The sequence below is a fragment of the Novosphingobium sp. PhB57 genome (assembly GCF_004342985.1).
In the GTDB taxonomy this organism is placed as follows: Bacteria; Pseudomonadota; Alphaproteobacteria; order Sphingomonadales; family Sphingomonadaceae; genus Novosphingobium.
Map to the genome: position 1 here is coordinate 1 of NZ_SMBO01000021.1, position 21,881 is coordinate 21,881.

Annotated in this window: 21 protein-coding genes; 14 read left to right on the forward strand and 7 right to left on the reverse strand. The window is 58.1% G+C overall.

Annotated elements, in window-relative coordinates; genetic code table 11:
- The 8 genes from EDF58_RS24735 to EDF58_RS24770 form a co-directional block, all read left to right on the forward strand.
- Nucleotides 1-189: hypothetical protein (locus EDF58_RS24735; protein WP_132270363.1), on the forward strand; the 189-nt coding region annotated here is incomplete at its 5' end.
- A gap of 76 nt (nucleotides 190-265) precedes the next feature.
- On the forward strand, nucleotides 266-1,384 hold the full coding sequence (locus tag EDF58_RS24740; protein ID WP_132270394.1) for a glycosyltransferase family 4 protein: 1,119 nt from the start codon (nucleotides 266-268) through the stop codon (nucleotides 1,382-1,384).
- Complete coding sequence (locus EDF58_RS24745; RefSeq protein WP_347812914.1) at nucleotides 1,284-2,333, forward strand: glycosyltransferase family A protein; 1,050 nt, start codon at nucleotides 1,284-1,286, stop codon at nucleotides 2,331-2,333. The genes EDF58_RS24740 and EDF58_RS24745 overlap by 101 nt, the downstream gene beginning before the upstream one ends.
- Complete coding sequence (locus tag EDF58_RS24750; protein WP_132270365.1) at nucleotides 2,330-3,388, forward strand: glycosyltransferase; 1,059 nt, start codon at nucleotides 2,330-2,332, stop codon at nucleotides 3,386-3,388. The genes EDF58_RS24745 and EDF58_RS24750 overlap by 4 nt, the downstream gene beginning before the upstream one ends.
- Entirely contained in the window at nucleotides 3,385-4,515 is a 1,131-nt protein-coding gene (locus tag EDF58_RS24755) for an acyl-CoA dehydrogenase family protein (protein WP_243654495.1), read from the forward strand. The genes EDF58_RS24750 and EDF58_RS24755 overlap by 4 nt, the downstream gene beginning before the upstream one ends.
- Before the next feature lie 2 nt (nucleotides 4,516-4,517).
- Nucleotides 4,518-5,189 carry a PIG-L family deacetylase gene (locus EDF58_RS24760; RefSeq protein ID WP_243654500.1) on the forward strand — a complete coding sequence of 224 codons (672 nt, stop codon included), beginning with the start codon at nucleotides 4,518-4,520 and terminating at the stop codon, nucleotides 5,187-5,189.
- A complete protein-coding gene (locus EDF58_RS24765; RefSeq protein ID WP_132270370.1) occupies nucleotides 5,186-5,773 on the forward strand; it encodes an SAM-dependent methyltransferase in 588 nt (195 codons plus the stop codon). Before EDF58_RS24760 ends, EDF58_RS24765 begins: the two co-directional genes overlap by 4 nt.
- Nucleotides 5,770-6,636: a glycosyltransferase gene (locus tag EDF58_RS24770; protein ID WP_207913167.1), complete on the forward strand. Its 867-nt coding sequence runs from the start codon at nucleotides 5,770-5,772 to the stop codon at nucleotides 6,634-6,636. The genes EDF58_RS24765 and EDF58_RS24770 overlap by 4 nt, the downstream gene beginning before the upstream one ends.
- Nucleotides 6,637-7,328: 692 nt before the next feature.
- On the opposite strand, the gene EDF58_RS24775 is transcribed toward EDF58_RS24770, so the two are convergent.
- Together EDF58_RS24775 and EDF58_RS24780 are read right to left on the reverse strand one after the other, a co-directional pair.
- Nucleotides 7,329-8,405 (reverse strand): YihY/virulence factor BrkB family protein, encoded by a 1,077-nt coding sequence (locus EDF58_RS24775; protein ID WP_243654496.1) that lies wholly within the window; start codon nucleotides 8,403-8,405, stop codon nucleotides 7,329-7,331.
- Between the two features lie 456 nt (nucleotides 8,406-8,861).
- On the reverse strand, nucleotides 8,862-10,961 hold the full coding sequence (locus tag EDF58_RS24780) for an EAL domain-containing protein (protein ID WP_243654497.1): 2,100 nt from the start codon (nucleotides 10,959-10,961) through the stop codon (nucleotides 8,862-8,864).
- A gap of 559 nt (nucleotides 10,962-11,520) precedes the next feature.
- On the opposite strand from EDF58_RS24780, the gene EDF58_RS24785 reads away from it, so the two are divergent.
- Nucleotides 11,521-11,793: a hypothetical protein gene (locus EDF58_RS24785; RefSeq protein ID WP_165921579.1), complete on the forward strand. Its 273-nt coding sequence runs from the start codon at nucleotides 11,521-11,523 to the stop codon at nucleotides 11,791-11,793.
- A 196-nt stretch (nucleotides 11,794-11,989) separates the two neighbouring features.
- On the opposite strand, the gene EDF58_RS24790 is transcribed toward EDF58_RS24785, so the two are convergent.
- The 3 genes from EDF58_RS24790 to EDF58_RS24800 form a co-directional block, all read right to left on the reverse strand.
- On the reverse strand, nucleotides 11,990-13,957 hold the full coding sequence (locus tag EDF58_RS24790) for a PAS domain S-box protein (protein ID WP_165921580.1): 1,968 nt from the start codon (nucleotides 13,955-13,957) through the stop codon (nucleotides 11,990-11,992).
- A gap of 114 nt (nucleotides 13,958-14,071) precedes the next feature.
- On the reverse strand, nucleotides 14,072-14,425 hold the full coding sequence (locus tag EDF58_RS24795) for a response regulator (RefSeq protein WP_243654498.1): 354 nt from the start codon (nucleotides 14,423-14,425) through the stop codon (nucleotides 14,072-14,074).
- A gap of 37 nt (nucleotides 14,426-14,462) precedes the next feature.
- Nucleotides 14,463-15,914: an ATPase domain-containing protein gene (locus EDF58_RS24800; protein WP_207913169.1), complete on the reverse strand. Its 1,452-nt coding sequence runs from the start codon at nucleotides 15,912-15,914 to the stop codon at nucleotides 14,463-14,465.
- 753 nt (nucleotides 15,915-16,667) lie between these two features.
- On the opposite strand from EDF58_RS24800, the gene EDF58_RS24805 reads away from it, so the two are divergent.
- From EDF58_RS24805 to EDF58_RS24815, 3 genes are all read left to right on the forward strand, one after another.
- Nucleotides 16,668-16,895, forward strand: coding sequence for a DUF3072 domain-containing protein (locus tag EDF58_RS24805; protein WP_132270380.1), 228 nt, complete (start codon nucleotides 16,668-16,670; stop codon nucleotides 16,893-16,895).
- Nucleotides 16,896-16,945: 50 nt separating this feature from the next.
- Nucleotides 16,946-17,293 carry a GFA family protein gene (locus EDF58_RS24810; protein ID WP_207913171.1) on the forward strand — a complete coding sequence of 116 codons (348 nt, stop codon included), beginning with the start codon at nucleotides 16,946-16,948 and terminating at the stop codon, nucleotides 17,291-17,293.
- Between the two features lie 87 nt (nucleotides 17,294-17,380).
- Nucleotides 17,381-17,809 carry a hypothetical protein gene (locus EDF58_RS24815; protein WP_132270383.1) on the forward strand — a complete coding sequence of 143 codons (429 nt, stop codon included), beginning with the start codon at nucleotides 17,381-17,383 and terminating at the stop codon, nucleotides 17,807-17,809.
- Nucleotides 17,810-17,852: 43 nt separating this feature from the next.
- On the opposite strand, the gene EDF58_RS24820 is transcribed toward EDF58_RS24815, so the two are convergent.
- Nucleotides 17,853-18,275 carry a hypothetical protein gene (locus tag EDF58_RS24820; RefSeq protein ID WP_243654499.1) on the reverse strand — a complete coding sequence of 141 codons (423 nt, stop codon included), beginning with the start codon at nucleotides 18,273-18,275 and terminating at the stop codon, nucleotides 17,853-17,855.
- A gap of 365 nt (nucleotides 18,276-18,640) precedes the next feature.
- Here EDF58_RS24820 and EDF58_RS24825 point away from each other — a divergent pair, with 365 nt between their 5' ends.
- Nucleotides 18,641-18,982: a DUF1488 family protein gene (locus EDF58_RS24825; protein WP_132270385.1), complete on the forward strand. Its 342-nt coding sequence runs from the start codon at nucleotides 18,641-18,643 to the stop codon at nucleotides 18,980-18,982.
- 826 nt (nucleotides 18,983-19,808) lie between these two features.
- Nucleotides 19,809-21,209 (forward strand): glycosyltransferase family 4 protein, encoded by a 1,401-nt coding sequence (locus tag EDF58_RS24830; protein WP_132270386.1) that lies wholly within the window; start codon nucleotides 19,809-19,811, stop codon nucleotides 21,207-21,209.
- Here EDF58_RS24830 and EDF58_RS24835 read toward each other — a convergent pair.
- Nucleotides 21,187-21,639 carry a PA2169 family four-helix-bundle protein gene (locus tag EDF58_RS24835; RefSeq protein ID WP_132270388.1) on the reverse strand — a complete coding sequence of 151 codons (453 nt, stop codon included), beginning with the start codon at nucleotides 21,637-21,639 and terminating at the stop codon, nucleotides 21,187-21,189. The genes EDF58_RS24830 and EDF58_RS24835 overlap by 23 nt on opposite strands.
- Nucleotides 21,640-21,881: the final 242 nt, after the last annotated feature.

Here is a 21,881-nt window from a genome sequence, read left to right on the forward strand (position 1 = left end):
AAGTTCATCGGTTACACCGGCGCGGCGGAGGCGATCTTCGCCAAGGCCGGGATCGCCGGCGATCTCGACGAGGCCTGCCTGAAACTGGACGGTGCCAAGGATGCCGGCGCGTTCCTCAAGGCCTGCCGCGCGCTGCGTCACTGGCCGCGCGAAATGGAGGTCGACCTGGATGCACGGCCCGCAACCTGACGCCCTACTGGGGCCTTGCTTGGGACGACGTGCGGTCGCCGTGCCGATCGGTCTGGCAGGGGCGAACAACTCGCCCTTGCGGATCGGCATCATCGCCCATCTCAAGTATCCGATAGCAGAACCTTTCGCGGGCGGATTGGAGATGCACACACACCTTCTGGCGAGAACTTTGCGTGACCGCGGGCACGCGGTCACAGTATTTGCATCGGTTCGCTCGGAATTCGGTCTCGGACTGGAAGCAATCTGCACCGAGACGTCGCTGGACGATGTGGGTACCGCCGAGGCAACGGATGTTGCCTTTTTCAAGGAGCACCATGCCTATCTCAGCCTCATGAATGGGCTACGTGATCGCGATTTCGACATCATCCATAATAATTCACTGCATTATCTGCCGGTTACCTTGGCTGATACGCTGCCTATGCCGATGGTTACCACCTTGCACACGCCGCCGTTCTGTTGGCTGGAAAGCGGCATCCGGCTATGCAAGGCAAACGATCATGCATTCGTTGCCGTATCAAAGTCCGTTGGTCAGTTATGGGAACATGTCGCGAAAGCCGAAGAAGTTATTCTCAACGGTATCGATCTCGACAAATTCTCGTATCAACCTCAGCCTGACCCTAACGCCTATCTGGTCTGGTACGGCCGGATTGTGCCTGAAAAAGGTCTGCATTTTGCGATTGAGGCGGCCCGCCAGATCGGATTACCGCTGCGGATTGCAGGACCCATTCTTGACCGCGAATATTACCGGATGCACATTGCGCCCCAGCTTGACGCCAATATCATCCACGTCGGCCATCTTGACCATACCGAGCTTGCACGTCTGGTGGGCGGCGCGCGGGCGTTCCTCTGCACACCGTTGTGGGACGAGCCTTATGGCCTGGTAGTGGCCGAAGCCTTGGCCTGCGGTGTGCCTGTCGCCGCGTTCGCGCGCGGCGCCATCCCTGAAATCCTGGATGCAAGCTGCGGCGCCCTGGCCGAGCCTGACAATGTGGCATCGCTCGCCGAGGCTGGACTGGCAGCTCTTCGGCTGGAACGGAGCGCTTGTCGGCAGCGCGCGGAGCGAACATGCGACGCGGCCAGGATGGTCGATGGGTATGAGGCGCTTTATCGTCACCGCATTTCGCTGCGTCATCCGGGACCGGCTGAAGTTTTCGCCGCTTGCCAGCCGATCGCGCCTGCTGCTCGTCATGCCTGAATGGACCGGGATGGGGGAAGAGTCTCAAAACCTGGAACTGTGCGTCTGCGTACCGGCTCGCAATGAGGCGAAGCGACTTCCCATCCTGCTTTCTGCTTTGGCGGCACAAGACTGGCCGGTGCCGGTGCGGATAGTAATCGCCGTCAACAATTCGCAGGACGCAAGCCTTGAGGCGATTGCCCAGGCGCAGCGCCTTCATGAGGGCCGGATCGACGTTCATACGCTTGACGTCACATTTCCAGAAGAGCTGGCACACGCAGGCTCTGCGCGTCGATGCGCGATGGATGCCGGGCTTGCGCTGCTCGGGGACCCTTCACGCGGTGTCCTGGTCAGCACCGACGCGGACACCCGGCCGCCGCCGCGATGGCTCGCCAATATCGTAGCAGCCCTCCGGCGAGGTGCCGATATGGTTGGCGGAAAGATCATCATCGAGGACAATGAGGCCCTTCCAGGCCCCGTAAGCAGGCTTCGCAGCGCCTGGGATCGCTACTGGGAGACCGTGCGCAAGATAGAAGATGCCTTGGACCCGGTCGCCTGGGATGCACCTCCCCGCCACGGCGATCACACAGGAGCATCACTGGCTATTCGCGCGGATCTTTACGTCCGGTGCGGCGGTGTGCCTTTGCTGAAGACAGGCGAAGACCAGGCACTGGTCAATGCCGCCCTTTCCAAGGGCGCCAGGCTCGCGCACCCGTTGAATGTCTATACTTTCGTTTCGCCGCGGCGTGAGGGCAGGGCAAGCGGGGGAATGGCAGCTGCCATGAATGAGCTGTTCGAGCTGGCAGGCAAAGGAGAAAAGCCGCTCGCGCCGGCTTTCGAGCACTGGCGTGAACGGGCATTATGGCGCCGTCACCTGCGGGCTATGCCGGGCGGCGCTGAAAGGATCGCTGCCGAGGAGCCGTTCCTGGCGCCAATGCCTCACGACATGGTATTGGAGTTATCTCCATGAGGCTGCGCCCGATTGGCTATTATGTCCACCATCACGGCGCCGGCCACCGTGCCCGCGCTGATGCCATAGCCAGCGCCATCGACTGGCCGGTGGTTTTGCTGGGAACAGGGATCGGCGGTGCCGGGATCGACCTACCTGACGACCGGCCCCGCTCCAAGCAGTTCGACGGGGCCGACGACGCCGTATCCAGGCCGGATGCACTTCATTACGCACCCATCGATCATCGGGGAGTGCGCGAACGCGTAGCGAGGATGACTTCCTGGATTGCTGCGCAAAGGCCTGTCATGATGATCATCGATGTTTCGGCTGAAGTGGCGATGCTGGCGCGGCTCGCATCGGTCCCGACAATTTACGTGCGCTTGAACGGCAGGCGAAACGATGTTGCTCACCTGGATGCATTTCGCGGTGCCACGGGCTTGCTGACACCCTTTCACCAATCCTTGGAGCCGAGCGGGATACCAAGCTGGGTTCGCAACAAAAGCTTCTATTGCCCTGGGATCGCTGCGCCGCCGGTAACATCCCCCGGTCCCGCCAACAGCCAGGATGCTCGGCGGGTTTTGGTAATTTTCGGTAAGGGTGGGGCGCCCGGCGACGGGCAATTCCTCTCAGAAGCGGCGGCAGCTTGTCCGGACTGGGAATGGCGCGCCATTGGCCCCGTCACTGCACCGTTGCAATGCCCACCCAATCTCGTTCTTGCAGGCTGGGTGCAAGCACCTGAACGCGAAATAGCGCAGTCGTCGATTGTCGTGGGCGCTGCCGGTGACGGTGTCGTGGGAGCGGTCATGGCTGCGGACAAACCGTTCATCTGCATACCGCAGACGAGGCCCTACGACGAGCAGCGGGTGACCGCTCAGGGCCTTTCCGCCCTTGGTGCTGCGCTTGTATTGCAGCAATGGCCTCACCCGGCCAGCTGGCCCGAGCTTTTGGAAGAGGGGGTGGCACTGAAGCCGGCCGCGCGCGCGCTGCTGAGCGACGTGGAAGGCGCCCGCAAGGCGGCAACGTGGCTTGCGCAATGTGCCGCCAACGTCATGCAGCAGCAGGAATGTAAAAAGTGATTGAGAGAATATTCTCACCGGCATCGGATGAAGGCCCCGCGCGGCGTGTAGCGGCTATCGCGGCGCGGCTTGAGCATCTTGGTGCCGGGTACGATGCAGAACCCATGTTTCCGTCGGAAAGCATGCAGGAACTTGCATCCGCCGGGCTTCATCAGGATTTCGCTCCGCAGGCGAGTGGCGGCATGATCTTTGCCAGCGAGGAGGAGCGGCACCGCGAGATGTTCGATGTCCTTCGCGCTGTTGGCCGGGCGGATTTGAGCGTCGGGCGGCTCTACGAGGGACATGTCAATGCCATGGCCTTGTTCGACTGGTATGGTACAGCTGGCCAGCATAGCTGGCTTTGCCAGGAGCTGCGAACCGGAGCCTTCTACGGCGTATGGGCCACCGAACCTTTGCCCGGCGTACATCTGAATTGCGACGGGGAAGGTCGGCTTTGCCTTGAAGGCAGCAAGACTTTTGCCAGCGGGGCAGGGGGACTGGCTCACTGTGTCATCACTGTGCAGGGCCATGAAAGCGAGCGTAGAATGGTAGTGGTTCGAGCCAACGAAGCGGCGCGGGCCGACTTGTCACAGTGGCGCGTACGCGGGATGCGTGCGAGCGTAAGCGGCTGCTACGACGTGACCGGGCTTGAACCTGATCCTGCCGCCCTGCTGGGCGGGCCTGGCGACTATGATCGGGACCCCCGGTTCACGACAGGGGCATGGCGCTTCACCGCGGTGCAGCTAGGCGGGATTGAAGCCCTGTTGACAGAGACCCGTACCGCCATGTCCCAAACCGCTCGCGAAGATCCGCTTCAGCGCGCCAAGTTCGCGCATAGCGTCGCGGCCACGCGCACGGCCTACCTTTGGGTTCGCGAATGCGCCTTGCGGGCTGCCAGAAACGACCCGGATGGTCCGGCTTTTGCACGCATGACCCGGGGTATCGTGGAACGCGCCGCGCTTGATGTGATGGAGCTAGCCGCCCGGATCGTGGGAACGCGCAGTGCGATGGACGGGCAGCGGATCGACAAGATCATACGCGATCTTTCGCTTTATCTACGCCAGGCGGGTCCGGACTACGCACGCGATCAGGCAGCGATAGCGTGGCTGGAGCGAGATGCGTGGGGTGATGGGGACGGTTTATGGTAAGCATGTTTCTAAACGCAGACCCGTGGCGGCGCCGACGATGGCTCGTACTGGCCCCTCATCCTGACGACGAGACGCTGGGGACAGGTGCGCTTATCGCGCAGGCCTGGGCGGCAGGAACTCTGGCAGGGATCGCTTACCTTACCGACGGATCGGGCTCTCACGAGGCGGACAGCATCACCCCTCTGCGTCTGGCCGCAAGAAGAAAGGCCGAGGCTGGGCATGCGCTGTTTCGCCTTACAGCTAGCCGCGCGCTGAACCGGTTTCACCTTGACTGGAAAGACGCTTCGCCCGCCGCTCCCGGTGAGCCCATTTTTGATCGATCGGCGAGCGTTCTGTCCGCGCTCTGCCGTCGCTGCAGGGTCGATGCAATAGCAGTGACCGCGCTCGGTGAACCCCACTGCGACCACGCCGCAGCTGCGCGCCTTGCCTACGCTGTTCAATCAAGAGCGAGACGGCGTTTGATCGTTGCTGAATACGTTGTTTGGGCAGACGCGCCAGCGCGCAATAAAAACCAGGTCCTGCGGACAGCCAAACTGCCGGGGGGAAGACGGCGTCATGCGCTTCGCGCTCACCGCAGCCAGCTGACAGGTTCGCACGGCACCGGGTTTCGGTTGGCTAAAGAACGGCTGCGCATGCCAGCCTATGATACTCTTTATGTGCGGAGAAAACCATGAACCGCCGGTCGTCGAGTTTGGAGGCCGATTATTTCGAACGGATGTTCCAGGGCGACGAAGATCCCTGGGACCTCGAGACAAGCGCCTATGAACGTTCCAAGTTCGACCATACGGTCCGTGCTCTGGGGGGAAGGTCCTATCGCCGCGGCTTCGAGGTCGGCTGTGCCAAGGGCGTTCTTACAAGCAAGCTTGCAGCTGCGTGCGAAGCCTTGCTGGCAATTGATGTCAGTGCCACAGCTTTACGGGCTGCGCGGAAGCGCTGCGCCACGGCGCCGCAGGTATCCTTTGCGCAAATGGCCTTTCCCGGCAGCGCGCCGGAGGAGACATTCGATCTCGCCGTATTGTCCGAAGTGGCCTATTACTGGGACGACGGCGATCTTGAGCGCGCTGCTCGCTGGATCGATGGCCATTTGCTGCCGGGCGGAGACCTCCTGCTTGTTCACTGGACGGGTGAGACAGACTATCCCCAGACAGGGGACGAAGCGGTCGCCAAGCTTCAGGCCGCGCTTCGAGACAAAACCGAGATAGTCCTGGAGGAACGCTGCCCTCATTACCGTCTCGATTTATGGCGAGGAACGCTATGAGCCTCAGCGTCCTTACGTTGGTCAAGGACCGTCCGGATCATCTGGCGCAGCTCATCGAGGGTCTACGCCGCAGCGAGGCAGTGCCCGGCGAATTGATAATTGCCGACATGGGGAGCCAGCCCCCCGTCGTCCTCCCTGCGCTGCCGTTTCCCGCACGGGTCTTGCGGCTGGAAGCTGAGGGCCTGCCGCTCGCCGCTGCCCGCAATGCGGCAGCACGGGCCGCAAGAGAAGAGACATTGCTGTTCCTCGATGTCGACTGCATTCCCATGCACAGGCTTTTAGGACTAACCGAAAAGATTTTGATTCAACGCGATGCGCTCATTTGCGCGGAGGTCTTCTACCTGAAACCGGGAGACGCAAGGGGAGAGTGGAGCGAGGCTGATCTCAAGAGAACAGCTTCTCCCCATCCGGTTCGCGATTTTTCGGCAGAAGGTCTCCGCGAGGAAGACAACGCTGGACTGTTCTGGTCTCTTGTCTTCGCAATTCGCCGCAAGCGCTTTTTCGGCCTGGGCGGCTTTGACGAGGCGTACACTGGATATGGCGCCGAGGATACGGATTTCGGCTTCCGCAGCAAAGCTGCAGGGATCTCGATGCTGTTCATGGGCGGCGCCGGGGTTGGGGCGTTCCATCAATACCACGACACTTTCGATCCTCCCCTGCAGCATTTTTCAGACATCGTGCGAAATGCCGAAGTCTTCTACAAGCGATGGGGACAGTGGCCCATGGACGGTTGGCTGTCTGCTTTCGAAGACCTGGGTCTGATCGAATGGCAGAATGGAAAGATCGCATTGAAGCGCAAACCGAATGTGCAGGAGCTTCGCGGCGCCTTTGTCAATCAGGACAGGGACAAGGCATTTAGCTGAACGCTACCCGCCGGGCCGGCGAGGATCTTCGGTTCGGCGTCGCGCTGACAACTTGGGCCCTCGTACCGCATGCGGTTCTATTTGGGGTCAAAACAAGCAGAACGGCGTTCCGGCTAAATCCTGCTTTGGCAGAAGGAAGCGATTACCAGCTTATTTGGCTCTGCGCGCAACTGCCAACAACGTTGGCTTGGATCAGCACTGCGGCTCACCCTTCAACGCGTCTAAACTACCACTATCTCAAGACGGGCTCGTCGGTAAGCTCAGACCCATTGCGTTTTCGAGAGCCTGCTTCAGACAGTGTGACCGAAAGACGAACTGTCGCTCTTAGGCTCTGAGACCAGCTATAGATCCTACCAGGCGGCGTTTCTGCCCAATCGACCGCGCGAGCGAGGCGGCGGATCTCACCTGATCCAGCAAACAGTCGCTCAGTCACGGTGGCGCTTGGAGGGGCTACTTCTGACAATGAAATGCTTTCAGATGATGGATGATCGACGAAATCTTGCCGTGAAGTGCGAAAAAAGCTCAATATATAGTGAGAAGGTGGCGGGGCAAAAGCGAGAGCTTCGATACGTCATTTCTTGCCGATGCGCAGGCAGGTCCAGCAAGATTACCCTCGCAGCTTGGTTCGCTTGCGCGGCGCTGCTTAACTCGTTTTCGCGCTGGATATCAGAGCCTCCAGCTGGCGCTTGAAATCATACATCTTTGCGTACGAGGGGAGCTTCATAAGCAACGGTATCGGCGGCATAAGCGCCGCGTTTCCCTAGCGGACGCTCATCCCCGGTCGTGGAATCGCGGGTTGTCTGTCGTTCCAGCTCGCAATTAAGCTCAGCGCCGAGCAGCAATGCGAATGCCGAGAGATAAAGCCATGTCAAAAGCACCATCGCTGCGCCGAGGGAACCATAAGTCGCATCGTAATTTCCAAAGTTTGCAACGTAAAGGCCGAATCCCAGCGTGATCACCATCCAGGAAACGGATGTGAAAATCGACCCTGGGCTTAGCCAAACCCATTTGGCGTGTGCGCGGTTGGGACCGAAGCGATAGACTGCAGCGGCAAGACCGGTTCCGGTGACGCCCACAACGAGATAGGTAAACACAGTAACCAGCGGCGCCAGATAGGCCGGTGCATAGGGCAAGAGCTTGCCCAGGCTCGCCATCGCGGCAATCGCCAAAATTGCCAATATTGCGACCAGGACGCTTCCGGCAGCTATGTTGAACGCGGTCAGGTTGATCTTGATGAAGGACCGCGTCTCCTCCTCGTCGTAAGCGATATTGAGCGCAGTTATCAGAGCGGTTGCACCCTTCATCACACCGTAGAGTGCAATCACCAGGGCAATGAGCAGGCCAAACCCCTTCTTGCCGTCCGAGGTCTTAACAACATTGGCGAGTTGCTCGCCAATGAGCCGGGCGGCGTCTTCGGGCATCATCGAAGTCAGGGAGGAGATGTTGGCGGCTACTGTTTCCGGAGAGGCTAGAAGACCATAGGTCAAAACGATCGCGCCAAGAGTGGGCACGAGGGCGAGGACGGCGCAAAATGCCACCCCCGATGCAATAAGCCCCAGATTGTCGGCGCTCGCTTCGCTCCAAGCCCGCAAGATAACTTGTTTCCAACCTTTGGCCGGAATTTCACTTGGGCGTGCAGCCCCTGCCCCCACCGCATCCGAAATCCGCTCGTCCATGCCAATGCTCCCTGTCTGCAAGCCTAACCTGCGGCTATCCCGCGCGTTCCCCCCAAAATCGATGCGGGAGGGAAACTCGAGCTTGTCGCTCATGTGCCATCCGGTCTTGTCCATGAACGCAGCAGCCTGGACGCCGGGCGCCGGTGAGAGTGATCCTTCGGACGCAGCGACATTGTTTCGACCGCGTTAACAGTGGATCGACCGGCCCCGACCCGGAGCCGTCGATCTGTAAGCACACACCGCTTTTCGTATGAATGGGCCAAGGTTGTAACATGTTCTCGTCGTTTCGCTGACAAAGCGCAGGATGAGACGACAAAGGCGCCGCCTGAGACCAGGTAGAAGCAAGGGTCGTTAAAGGGTTTCGGACGGCCGCTATCAGTCTGCTCACCGCGCAGATTAGAGTGCCTATATACTCTGCAGAGGCGGCCGCGCCGTGCAATTGTCTCGCCAAGCTTGTCAGGGAACTTTACCGGGTTCGCCGAACTGGCGGTGGGCGGCGGCAGATTTCAGCGCCCGGCGCTCAATTTTAAATCGTCGTAACTTACGCGATCACGCAACATTGGATATCAAACGAGGATCGAGCAGGGTCATGAGCTTGCCGGCCGCGACAGGCTTCCCGAAGTACCAACCTTGCATCCTACTACATCCGGCTACTTTGGCAATTTGCGCTTGGCTTTCTGTCTCGACGCCTTCGGCAGTAACCTGAGCGTCGAAAGCATTGGCGAGCGCTACAATGGACAATATCATTTCGCAGGCCCGTTCTTCGTTGCCCAAAGGGGCAACGAAGGCCTTATCGATCTTGATACGGTCCAGCTTAAGGCGCTGGAGGTAGCCGATGCTGGCGTAACCGGTCCCGAAGTCGTCCAAGGCAATCCGGATGCCTAAGCTCCGCAAGCCGCTGATAACTTCTGCAGCCTTATCAGGACGTCTCAAAAGAAGACTTTCCGTTATTTCCAGTTCGAGTCGCTCAGGCGGAAACCCTGTTTCTTGCAGGACATCGCGAACATCGTCCAGGAGGTTGCGGTCCCAGAACTGCACCGGTGAAATGTTAACGGCCAGTTCCAACGCCGTCTCTCGTACCGAGAGGCAGGCATGCCGAAGAACGTGCTTGCCGACCGCGTTAATCAAGCCGCTTAGCTCGGCTATCGGAATGAAAACGTCAGGTGGGACATCACCGTGCTCAGGATGACGCCAGCGCACAAGCGCTTCAACTCCCACCATAATGTTATGCGCGGCGGACACGATGGGTTGAAAATGAACATATAGTTCATCTCGCTCGATCGCGGCCCGAAGATCCGATTCCAGTTTCATCCTCAATAGATGACCTTCATCGAGTGCTGGTGCGTATATGCGCTTACAATTTTTGCCATCGTTTTTAGCGCAATACATCGCTACGTCGGCGCGGCGGATCAGTTCATCCTGGCCCTCGGCGCCGAGCATTTCACCCCTTGCGCAACCGATGCTGATCCCAAGTGTCACCGTGTAGTGCCCGATGGAAAAGGGTAAGCGAACGGCGTCGATGATGCGTTCGCAGATGGTGTCTGCCTCGTGGGACTTGTCGCCGCTAAGCAAGACAGCGAACTCATCGCCGCCGGCGCGTGCAACAAATGCGCCCTGGGTGCAAAGCAAGAGCCGTGCTGCTGCCTCTTTGAGCAGCAAGTCGCCTGCGGCATGGCCATAGACATCATTGGCATCCTTGAAGCCGTCCATGTCCATGAACAGCAATGTAGGGTCATCACCCAGCGCAAGCTGCGCGGAGATCCTGGATAGCAACGCACGGCGATTGGGAAGGCCGGTCAGAGCATCGTGATCAGCGTGATGCCGTGCGCGAAGTTCGCTTTGCCGGACAGCTTCAACTGCTCGAAGCCCGTTCTGGAGAATGAGCAATGCCGCCAGGACCGAACAAATTGCAAGGCCGATGATGATCGGGGCGACCCGCCTCAAAAGGTCGGTTCCAGGCCGCCTCGGAGTCCATTGCAGCCAGCCTAACACGCTCCCGTCGGTGTCCGTCAGCGCGAGTGACCGCAGGGCGGCATTGGGATGGCCAAGCGTTAAACGAAGGTCTGAAAGTCTGAGGTTTTCGTTAAGGTGTGCAAGCTTGCCGTTGTCGACGGTGTCAGCCAAGATCAGGATGTGGGAAGGAAGATTAGCAGGAATAGTCACTTTTGACGTGAGTGGGACAACCGCCGCGACTGCATAATTTATCAATTTGCCGTTGACCCGGCTGAAGCCTGCTTCGATTGGACTTCCGGTTCGGGGCATATTGCGCACGCGTTTGGCGGACCGTAGCAATTCGGGGTCGGAGACAATTTTGGCTTCCGAAACTTCTGCTGGATTTCTCGCGAATTCAAATATTGCACGATTTCGCGCATCAAGAACTAAAATCTGCTCGTATCCCTGTTGGCGTCCCAAGTAAGCAACGACATTGTCATCGACCCAATCAGCATCGAGATTTTTGCTGATATGGCGGACTGCGTCATCCCACTTCGCATAGTCTTGCAGGTCATGACGGATGTTGTGTTTCAGGGACTGAACGGCATTTTGGAGAGCTTGCGTTTCTTGCGCAGCTTGAAGGTCATCCTGAGCCCTGGTGGTGACGGCAAGGACAACAAGAACAGCGCCGAAGCATGCCAACAGCAGAACAACCACCGGCCAGAAATGCCTGGCGTTGACGGTCCTGCACAAGAGTCGGATAGCGGGAAAGAGCGATAGCGACATATCTCGGCGTTATGCGACATATCAATTAAATTTTGGTTTTAACTGCAGCTTGATCCAGCCATAAACAATTGTGTTCGATATGTTCAAAAGTAGCCAAATAAGGTGAACGGATTGCCCATCACTAGCCGCCCTTCGGGCTATCAGTAGAACCGATATCTAAAAAGGTAGATTTGCTGAGGAGGTGGGCCAGCCGAACGTACAAAGCGGGTGAGAGCTCATAAGTTAATTTTCTTCACCGATTGGGCATTGAGGTTAGGCGGTGGTTTGCGGCCTCAATGCCGCCGATAGCCTCTGCGCCTCGCCATTTTCTCGCTCCACGATCGCGATGAGGGTGTCTAAGCCCGGCCGGGTCTGTGCATTTTGGTCAAAGGCTTGGGAAAGGCGCCGGACCAAGACGGATAAGACCTTTGCCAATTTTTTGTACGGAACCAAGGCAGGACATTGGCCGTTTCGGATCCAGCAAAAGCATGCAGGGAAAAGCGTTGTCGCGATGAATGGGATTACCGCAGCCGATCGAGAAGCCGCAAAGGAACTGCGCGTGACCCTTGCGGATAATAGCGGGTTTTGGCACCGTATCGATGACGATGGACCGCTTTGTCAGGCTTTAGCGCGGCATCGCATCGAGGCCGAGCAGCGTCTCTCCGCGAAGCTGGCTCAGTTTCTGATAGCGCCTTCATCACCGACGCCTCCCGGAATTCGGCATGACAAAATGTCGATATTAACCCAAATTCATAAAGGTCAGGAAAAGCCTCTCGAAGCCTGAAATAGCGTTGAGCGTCAGGCCGTCGGCATAGCCAAGCAGCTACAATGCAAGCGCGTATGATATCAGATTATAGTTGCTGCTTTGGCAAACGTATTTTCTGCCGAAACGTTTGGTGAGTACGCTTCGCTGCGGGTTAGCGGCGCTCATTTGTACGCAGGGAGCGTATCGGCAGGTGCCGCTAGTAGGATCCGGCCACTTAATCCACTAACTCGATATTCATCGAGAACACCAAGCCATCTGCCCGAAAAACGAACTGCGCCTGATCGCCTTCGCCTCGTAGGGCTCGCTGGATCATTCGTGACCCAAAACCCTTTTCTTTAGGCGAAAAAACACGAGGGCCGCCCGCTTCTGACCATTCAAGCCGCAAAACCTTTTTTGCGTCGTTTTCAGTGATATGCCATCTGATCGTAACGATGCCACTTTCGTTCGACCATGCTCCGTACTTAACAGCATTCGTTGCAAGCTCGTGAAGTATCATCGCCAACGTGAGCGCTTTTGCCGAAGGGACAGCGGCGGCCGGCCCAGCAATTTCCACACGTTCACGATCCCTATCGAGGAAAGGACCGAGAGCCCGCGCGACGATATGGGCGACGCCGACTGCTTCGCAGTCCTTTTCAGTCAGGAGATCGTGGGCGGTCGAGAGCGCCAGCAGACGGGAAATGAACGCGCTCAGCTCTTCCTTCGGTGCTTGGCGAAATGTCTGAGAGGCGATAGCCTGGATCGTTGCAAGCGTATTCTTCACGCGGTGCTTCAGTTCATGGAGAAGCAATTCCTTGGCGCCTTCCGCCCGGCGTCGCTGCTCCACCTCTGCCTGCGCCGCTTTGTGCAGTCGCGCGTTATCCATGGCAACGGCAGTCTGAGACGCGATGGCCGAAATCAAAGCCTCGGTATCTTCAGAAAATATCCCCGGCTCGTCATGGGCGAAAAACAGTCCGCCCAGCACATCGCCTGACGTCGATTTAACAGGCACAGCAAGATAGCTGACCACCGGAAGATGGCCCTGCGGCATGCCGCGGTGAGGCGAGTTACGGCCATAACGCGTATCGGACCGGATATCGTCCGAGCGTACTACGCCTTCTCCAGCAAAGGTCGGTGCGAAGACGGCTGTATTGCGCGGCATGCCAAAGCTCTCGAAAGCATCGCGTGGTGCTCCGGAGAGCGTGAAGAGCTGGTAGGACTCGCCGTCCGGGGCAGTGACGTTGTAGAAGAAAGCGCCAAACCTGGCGCCGGTCAATTCGGTGGCGATGTCAGTGACCGACTGGACGATCCTGTCAAGATCAAGATCGAGCGAGATGACAGCAGCGACCTGGTTCAGCGTTTCGAGCACTGCGGTCTGGCGGGCGAGCAGGTCGTCCTTGACTTTGCGCTCGGTGATGTCACGGGCGATCTTCGATGCGCCTACAATAACGCCGTCGGCCCGGCGTATGGGTGAAACGGTAAGCGATACAGGAATAAACTCGCCGTCCTTGCGCAGGCGCACGGTCTCGAAGTGCTGAAGCCGCTCGCCGTTCTTCAGGCGGCGAATGATTTCGTCTTCCTCGCTGTGGCGTTCGGGCGGAATGAGACTCAGGATCGACTTGCCAATAATTTCGCCAGCCGCATAACCAAAGATTCGCTCCGCGCCCGCGTTCCAACTGGTGATCGTTCCGTCGAGCGTCTTGCTGATGATAGCGTCGTCTGAAGATTCGACAATCGCGGCGAGGCGGTGAGCAGTGATATCGCTATTCTCGCCGTCAATAACGTCAAACAAGACGTTCACGCCTCCGACCACCGCACCCGTGCCGTCGAGGAGAGGCATTGCATGAGCGGTAAAGCTGAACCGGCTGCCGTCTCGGCGCTCGCCAATTGCCTTGATCCCGGTCTGCGGCTTGCCGTTCCTTACCGCGATCGCAACGGCGCTTTGTTCGTGGGGAATGCAGCGTCCCTCAGGCGTGTAGAGGTGCACCGACCCGCACCACATGACCTTGTCCGCCTCGGCAGCTGGGCCCCAGAGCTTTGCGGCCGCGCGATTGCAGGCGGTGATCAGGCCCTCGCACGAAACGGTATAAACAGGAAGAGGAAGGTGTTCGATGATTTGTCCCAGGATCGCTGGATCACCTGCAAGCTGTGGCAAGCCGGCGACAAGCTGCCCCATCGCTCCGCCGTTGCCGTCTTCTCGCTGCATGTTCGCCCCTGATATGCCCTTCTCGTTTTTCATAGCTGAAAGCTAGGCGACTTCGAGAGGCAGGTCACGCCGCAAAATTGCTAGAAAGACAGGGCCAACGACGGCGGCTCTGGTTTAATCGATGGGCTTCGCGATCAATCGAGCAAGGGCCTCGAGTATCCTCTCGATACGATACGGTTTGTCGATGACAATGTCGAAGAGATCACTTCGTTCGCGCGCGATCAAACCTTGGGCTCCGCTGACTAGCACGATCGGTATGTCGCGCAAACCGTCGTCAGCGCGCAGGGCTTCCGCGAGCTCGAGGCCAGTCATCAGCGGCATCATGAAGTCCGTTATGAGCAGATCCGGCCGTTCTTCCTGGATCAGCCTGAGTGCTCCGGCACCGTGGGGCGCATCGCGAACTCTGTGGCCCGCCTCTTCAAGACTAACCACCAGCATATCCGCGATCAGGAACTCGTCTTCAGCCACGACTATGTTCATGAGGCGCCCTTTAGGAGATCACGCTTCATGAGCTTGAGGCACCAAGAGGCCGGGCGAGGCCTGTCGATATACCGACAGCTTCTTCAAACGGGCCCGAAATGGCGAGCCCGTGACCGTCTATGATGACTTCCTGGGGCGCTGCGGCGTAGGATTGGTCCCTGACCTTGAGAACGGACAGCAGGCGTTTGTAGTGCGCACCGATCTCTACCTGACGCATCAGGATAAGATTATCGAGGGCGCTTGATATTTCAGGACCTGGGGCTGAAACCTGCGAGGAGAAGAGGTCCCGAAGTTCCCAGGTGGCAACCGTCGTGACCCCGCGTGCACGAAGTTCGTTCGTCAGCGCGGCAAAAAACTCAACCATGCGCGAGCCGTGGACCGCGGCGCGCTCGAATCCTCCCAACGAGTCGATAAAGAGCCGTTTGACACCTCGTGCGGCTACAGCGTCCAGCAGGCGGTATGCCAGCTTGTCGATAAGATTTTCCGTCAGAGGGTGCCACAAAATTTCGAGCTCTCCCTTATCGACAGCTCGCCGCAAATCGAGGCCAAGCGCCGAGGCCTTCGAAAGAAGACGGTCCGGCGATTCATAAAAGCCAAAGTGAAGACCGGGTTCCTTGTGGGAGCCGGCTGCCAGAAAGTTTATCCCGAATGACGTCTTGCCGCTGCCCGAGGGCCCGACTACCAAAGTCGTGGATCCCCTTGGAAGGCCTCCGCCTGTGAGCACATCGAGACCTTCGATCCCCGAAGTCAGCGGTGTCAGATCGGGCTGGTCGCTCACGGAGGGAAGGCGAAGCGCTGCTTCTATGCGGGGAAAGACGCTGATACCCGGCTCGGCGATCTCATATTGATGAAAACCGCCAAGCGAGGCGCTTCCGCGGGATTTTCGCACGCGCAGGCGCCTGACCGTCCTGAGACCTACGAGCTCCTCATGCATTTCGATTACGCCGTCCACCATGGTATGTTCGGGGCTGTCGTCATGCGTGCGGGCGCTGGTTAGGAACATCACCGTGCATCCGACGAACGCCGCCTGGCTTTGCACTTCGGCAACGAAAGTCTTGACGTCGAGATCGGTCTCGGCGCGGTCTCTTGCGTTGAGCAGTCCATCAAATACGATCAGCGAGGCGCCCTGTCTTTTGGTCTCTTTTCGCAAGAGATCGACCACGGCGCCGAGGCCTTCCTTGTTGAGCGTTTGGAACACGCTGACGTAGGAAATACGGCTGCCCAGCTGAGCCTTGTCAAAAAACGAGAGGGTTGAAAGCGACTGAAACAGCCGATCGTGTGTCTCGGCCAAAAGCGTGACGTACAGAACCTTCCTGCCCGACGAGGCGGTCGCAAACGCCACCTGATTGCCCAGGATCGTCTTGCCGGCACCTGGCTGCCCTTGCACAATGTACGACGCGCCCTCAACAAAGCCGCCGCCGAGGATGGGATCGAGGCCTGGCACCCCCGTCGATAGCCGAGGCAGCTGCTGCGTCACTGAAAATTCCTTCGAAAGAGCTGAACGACTTGAAGATATGAATCGCCGGCCTCTTAGCAGGGTCGCTGGCCGGCGTCTTCCCTTCGCGGCGGCTCCTATGCCGGTCAAATGCGTTCAGCCTCCCACGCTGCCCCCACTTCATATTGCCTCGAGTATCAAATGACGCGGCAGGCATGTACCAGATTATCTGGAAACGGAGTTAAAATCTCGAGCGCTCGAGACTTTGCTCGATCCTCAGGCGGACCGGTCAAGCAACAGAGGACTGCCGATTGTGTGGTGGGAGGCTACGCAAGAACGACGGAGGTGTGGCTTTGTTGCTTCTGGATTTCTATGGGGCCGATGGGGCCTTGGGCCTCGTCGGCTTCGTTTCGGGATGCCCTGCAGGCGAATGGGCCGCGCTGGCAAAAACACTCAAACCCTATGAGGCGGGCCAGGGTTCACCGGCCGCGCACCAAGCGGCTCGGGCTGATGGCGGGCCAACCAGAGCGGCGACTACGTGGCGCTAGCGGACGGACTTGGAGTTGAGGCCGTTTATGATCAGGTCACGGCTGGCCGTTTTCGGAATGGCGCGCGATTTCTGGGATGGCAGCCGGACAAGGACGCGATGCTGTGTCCTGCCGACAAACTGTCCGGAAGGTGAGCTGGCAGAATTCATTGAGCAGAGCGATAACACCCTTCGCGCTCCGCTGATGCGGGGAACCAAGCCGGCGATTCGATTGTTTCAGGAACGAACAGCGAACAAGGAGCAGGCGCATGTCCGAGGAAATGCACAATCCCAAGCTTGAGGATCATCCGGGATCGAACACCGAAAAAGATCCGTCCAACTGGGTCTCGGGCGATGATCCGATGACCGGCGCACAGGCGTCCTATCTCACGACGCTTTGCGAGGAAGCAGGCGAGGACTTGCCGCCCGAAAGCCTCAGTAAAGCTGAAGCCTCGCAGCGGATCGACGCGCTGAAGGCGGCGCTGGGTCGGGACTGAGCTGCGTGGAGCGGGTAAGCGGCGGATGTCTGTGCGGAGCCGTAAGGATCATGGCTCATGGCCAGCCCTATCGTGTGGGCGTCTGCCATTGCCTTGATTGCCGTAAGCATCACGGAGCCCTGTTCTTCGCGGCTGCCATCTTCCCTAGCAGCGCCGTCACCATAGAGGGTGCAACAAGCGAATATGCAGGCAGACACTTCTGCCCATGCTGCGGATCATCGGTTTTCGCCCGCCACGAGGATGAGGTTGAAGTACATCTGGGTTCGCTCGATGCGCCGGACCAGTTCATTCCGACATATGAGAACTGGATGGTCCGGCGGGAGCAATGGCTGCCGGCGTTTCCGCTCGTCAAACATTATGAGAAAGATCGAGAAAGTGATCTGCGATCTGAAACCTAGTGGTCGACATCGCACGCTTGGTACCCGACCAAAAAGCCGCAGAAACCGCCCCTTTCGGTCATTCGCGGACGTTCATAGGGTCCGGTTATGGCTACTTCGCTCTGGGACTACGCTGCTTTCTTGAATAGCCTCCTCGGTGTGATTGACGATGCGGAAATGTCAGCCTTCGACAAAGACGGTATTGTCCGATTGCGCGAAGCGTATAAGTTTTTAGCTCTGACCTTCGTATTCGGCGACAATCCGAAGATGAAGCACAGGTGCGAGAAGCCTTCGTGCGGTCTGGGATTGTCGAAGAAAATACGCTGTGCGGACGGAACGACCACTTCCCAAAAAATCCCGGTCATAGGCGGCGCGCAGCCGACCTGCCGAACTGGAATGGCCAATTCGCACGATTTTAATCCGAAGGCTGCTTGCCCGGACCCGCCCCAGCAAATCGCTACTTCTGCAGCAAGCTTGGATCGAGTACTTGCTCGTCTATTACAGCCAATGACAATGCAGGATAGGGAGGGGTGCTAGCGGCGCCCCTCCCGAAATTAACAATTCAGTGGACACTTTGCCGTCAACGGCATTTTACCCCGCCGCGATCAATCTCACGGCCAACCAGGGCGCCTCCGGCACCACCCGCCAGCGCGCCTAGGGTATTGCCGCCGACCAATTTGGCAAGAACCGCTCCGCCCAGCGCACCGACCACCAAGCCCGTCGTGCCGTCCGATCGGCGGCAATAAGCGCGTCCATCCCTCCCGCGGTAGATGCGATCATTGCGGCCAAGACGCCGCTCCTTGTAATTGCCCTGATGGTAGCTTGCTGCCGGATTCCAATTTTTGTCCCGGTCGCCGCGCCACTGCCGATTGTCAGGTCGTTGCGTGTGGCTGGACCCGGTTCGGCCATGGTCGCCGCCACGGTAGGGCTGCGCCTCTACCGGCATCGCGGCCACCGAAACGCTCACAGCGATAATTCCCAGAGCGCTTGCAAGGTGCTTCATTTCCATTCCTTCTCGATAATCTGGACACTAAGTCGCGGCCCGCACGGTGAAATTTGCATCAGCCAGCAATGTTTCGGCGAGGAAGGCAGGCCGTGCCAGACATACGAAGAGCGGATTTGGTGAGGCGAAAAAGGAAGCACAAAAAATCAACAATTTATAAACTGTTGCGCCCGCCGGAAAGTGCCAATCTGTGAACCCGTTTGCGCGTTGGCTCGCCCGGCATCATCCTTGCGCGCGAGAATGCCGAAAAGACCCTGCCCGAGGTGAGGCACAAGCCGCCGTGCCCGGCCGCTTGCTGCCCCAGGGCTGCGGGAACCTTCTGCTTACCGGGCGTTTAAACTTAAGGCCCATCAGGAGGCGTCGGCATGCTTGACCTAACCTTCACGTCAGCTGTGCGAAATTGGGTGCCGCGCCGACAAGCCGTCGAGTTCATCGGGCAGTGGGAAGCAAAAACCTACCGATTTTACGTGACTTTTGATGCGCTGCGATCGCTTGGCGAAATCGGTGTATCGATCGAAGACAGCGCTGAGCATATATTCGACGAAAATAAGGGTATTATCCTTCCAGCTGCGCACAGGATCTGGCTTGCGGGCGATAGGGGGCAAAGCGAGTTCGTTATCAACGTCTCAGTCCTGCAATCGCTTCGCGAGGATCATCCCGGATTGTTCGAGCAAAGCGGAGGTAATCCGGAAATTGGCCAAAACTGAGCGATGAGGGCTCTGGACCGCCCGGAGATAAGTTCAGTCGTGCCAGACGGGAAGAAGTGCCATTCGCAATCTTTTCCTGCGACTTGCCGTGCCAAACTAAAGCATATGAAATGGCAGAAATTCGCGATGCTTCGCGAGCCGGCGCAGGGTGCCCCGGTACGAACACCGCGCCCAGCTTATGCAGAAGAAGCGGCAGGAAGCCCCGGATGAAACTTCGGCACCAAGTGTCAGCGCCGCAGCGAAAGAAAAATCGAACACCCGCTAAAAAAATCGTCGACAAGCAGCGGAGACCTTTCCGTGTGCTACCCTTGACTGGACGGACAACCATAGGGCCAAGGGACTGCGCAGCGTACTGCTGCGCTCCTATCCTCACAGTCGAGAAAAAGATCTCTCCAGCAAAACCGGCGCGGCGTCAGATCAACTTTCTCCGGGTTACATGACTGGATCCTTGTAACCGCAATAGCGAGCAGGGCGCGTGTCATGGAAATCTCTGTGAATAAATTCCTCTTGTAAAATGAAGATTCGTGGCGACCGAAAGTAGCCATGGCAAGGGCCCACTCAACAAAGGCAGGCATTTCGAAGCCTTTTTACAGATATCAAAATCAACGTTTTTTGAGAAACCAGCTGCCCAAAATAACGCGTACGGGCTGATGAGGTTGAAAGTAAAGATCAGGTTTAACCATAGTGGGTTAGAGTTTTTTTGGTTACCCTGCCGTTTTGTTATGACGTGGTGCCCCAATGAATCTATGAAGTTGTACGATCAATGGGGAACGACCAAGCTGGACTATCGTTATTAAATTAAACCCCTCATAGGATCCGTGCCGGCATGTTTCACGCGCAAAACGCCTTCTCCAGACATGCGGCTTCGTTCACGGCCAACAAGAGGTACAAAAGCCCATCTTTCACGGATACATTCAAGGTTGCGCTCATCGGGACGTTCGCTCCGCGAAAATGTGGCATAGCGACGTTTACCGAGGACTTGAAAACGCATGTCGCTGCGCATTACCCGAACATTTCCTTTGATGTCTTTGCGCTCGACCACCGTACCGCACTTGCCCTTTACGATCCGGACATTCGCGTCCTACCTGCGGGTGAACGGGACGCTTACTGCGCGGCGGCAGAACTTATCAACCTTTCGAAACCAGACGCGGTCTGGCTTCAGCACGAATATGGCATCTTCGGAGGACCGGACGGCGAGCTGATATGCGAACTGGTCGACCGCCTCGAGGTGCCTCTCGTTGTTACTTTCCATACGATTCTGTCGTCGCCCTCGCCCAATCAGCGGGCGGTGCTTCAGCGCATTCTGCAGCGTGCCGAGCAGATTATGGTGATGTCCCAGGACGGCCGCGACATTCTCGTAAAACTGTACGACGCCGACCCTGAACGTATATCTGTCATTGCCCATGGAGCCCCTGATCGCCCGTTCGGTCGGGAAGAGACGTTCAAGGCGAGGCTCGGACTGACAGGCCGGCCTGTCCTTATGACATTCGGGCTTTTAGGGCCGGGCAAGGGGCTGGAACATGCAATCGAAGCGCTCCCTGCGATTGCTGCACGGCATCCGGGGGTCGTTTATCGGATCGTGGGCGCGACCCACCCCAATCTTGTGCAGGAGCAGGGAGAGGCTTACCGCGAACGGCTACAAGCGCGCATCGGGGAACTGGGCGTAACAGCCAATGTATCTTGGGATGACAGATTCCTCGAGACGGAGGAGCTACTCGACCAGATAGAAGCCTGCGACATCTATCTGACGCCTTATCCCAATCTGCAGCAATCGACTTCCGGGACGCTTAGCTACGCAGTCGCACTCGGCAAGGCTGTTGTTTCGACGCCGTACATCCATGCGCGCGAACTTCTTGCCGGCGGAGTAGGCGAACTGGTGCCCGTCGGAGAGCCGGCGGCTATTGCCGAGGCGATCGATGCCATTCTCACTTTTCCCGAGGCGATGGCTCAGCTAAAGCGCAGCGCCTACACCAAGGGGCGTTCCACCATCTGGCCCCGCTTCGCTCAGCATTGCGCGGGTCTAATCGGCCGGGCCGTGAGAGAGAAGCGTGCCTTGCGTATCCGCGGCAAAAGTCAGGATACTTGTGACAATCACCGGGAACGATTTGGCGAAGCTGGCACGGCGCTCATTGGCATGCCTTCTATAGGGAACCAACCAGCTGCGAAGCGGCGCGGGGGGCAGCTAGCCCCCCGCGATAAGGCTTTTAACGTTCCATCGAGTGCTTGATGTCGCGCATCTCGTCATGCCCTGCTTTGACGGAGACGAAGCAGGTTTCAATAAGCTGACGCACTGGGGGGGAAAGCTCGCGGTCGGCCAGGGCATCCTCGAACTTGGCCTTGATGTGATCTTCGCCTGCTTCGACCTCATTGATGATAGCTTTGTCATCACGTCCGGTTACGGCAGATTTGAGGTTCAAGAACATGCGGTGGGCCCCTGCCAAGACGGTGCCATCGTCTTCGGCCTTGCCACCCAGTTTGTTGACTTCCTGCTGTAAGCGCGAGGCGATTTCGCGGCGTTCGCCAGCTCGGCTAGTGAAAAGCGACGTGAAACGTGCATTTTCACTATCTTTGACAGCCTCTGTATAGCCGTCAACGCTGTCGATCGTCGTTGCAATCAGGCTATTCAGTGTCGAAATATCGTGACTATTGCCGGACATAGTAGTTCCTATCGGATATGAAACCCGTAAACTCGCACGAGCAGAGACGGGACGACAGCTAAACGACCAGAAGACTGATTTGCTTCAGGAGAAAATAATATATTTACTGGAACTCATAAGTGTAGTGCATGTCACCTGCCGTTCCGCAGCCTGAAATGATCAGTCCTGATCTTAGTTTCCCGCCGGCAGCGTTTGCGGCAAGTCTTTCCAAAGTCCCGCGTTTTGATTTCGGCACGCGAAAA